Genomic DNA, 520 nt, shown 5'->3' on the forward strand with positions numbered 1-520 from the left:
CGCAGCTTACCACGTCCTTCATCGACTCCTGGTGCCAAGGCATCCGCCTTCTGCCCTTATTAGCTTGACCAAAGCTATTCGCAGTTTCGCACTCTAAATTTGCTTATTCCTTTTCAGTCATGCAAATTTGATGCTCATTGCGTTTGACCTACCTTCGATTTGTTTTGCAAATCGGGTTAGGTCATAATCTAACATTGTGTAGTTTTCAAGGAACTAATTAACCGCCTTTAAGACGGAATAATATAATACCAAATAAAATGTTTTATGTCAACCTTTTAAATTGGTATTCTATGGTGGAGACGAGGAGAGTCGAACTCCTGACCCCCTGCTTGCAAGGCAGGTGCTCTCCCAACTGAGCTACGCCCCCATATGCTTCAATCTCCCAAATTTCAGATTTGGTGTGATTGGAGTACTCAGCGTTAGCCGAGTTTCATTTCGAAAGACAAAAGGTCTCTCAAAACTAGACAGTATAGATTGCCAATTCTCCTTAGAAAGGAGGTGATCCAGCCGCACCTTCCGA

Annotated in this window: 1 tRNA gene; it reads right to left on the minus strand. The window is 43.3% G+C overall.

Features of this window, described 5'->3' with window-relative positions:
• Window positions 1-291: 291 nt before the first annotated feature.
• Window positions 292-367, minus strand: a tRNA-Ala gene (locus tag KQI88_RS17880).
• Window positions 368-520 lie beyond the last annotated feature (153 nt).

It is taken from the genome of Alkaliphilus flagellatus, from assembly GCF_018919215.1.
Taxonomy (GTDB): domain Bacteria; phylum Bacillota; class Clostridia; order Peptostreptococcales; family Natronincolaceae; genus Alkaliphilus_B; species Alkaliphilus_B flagellatus.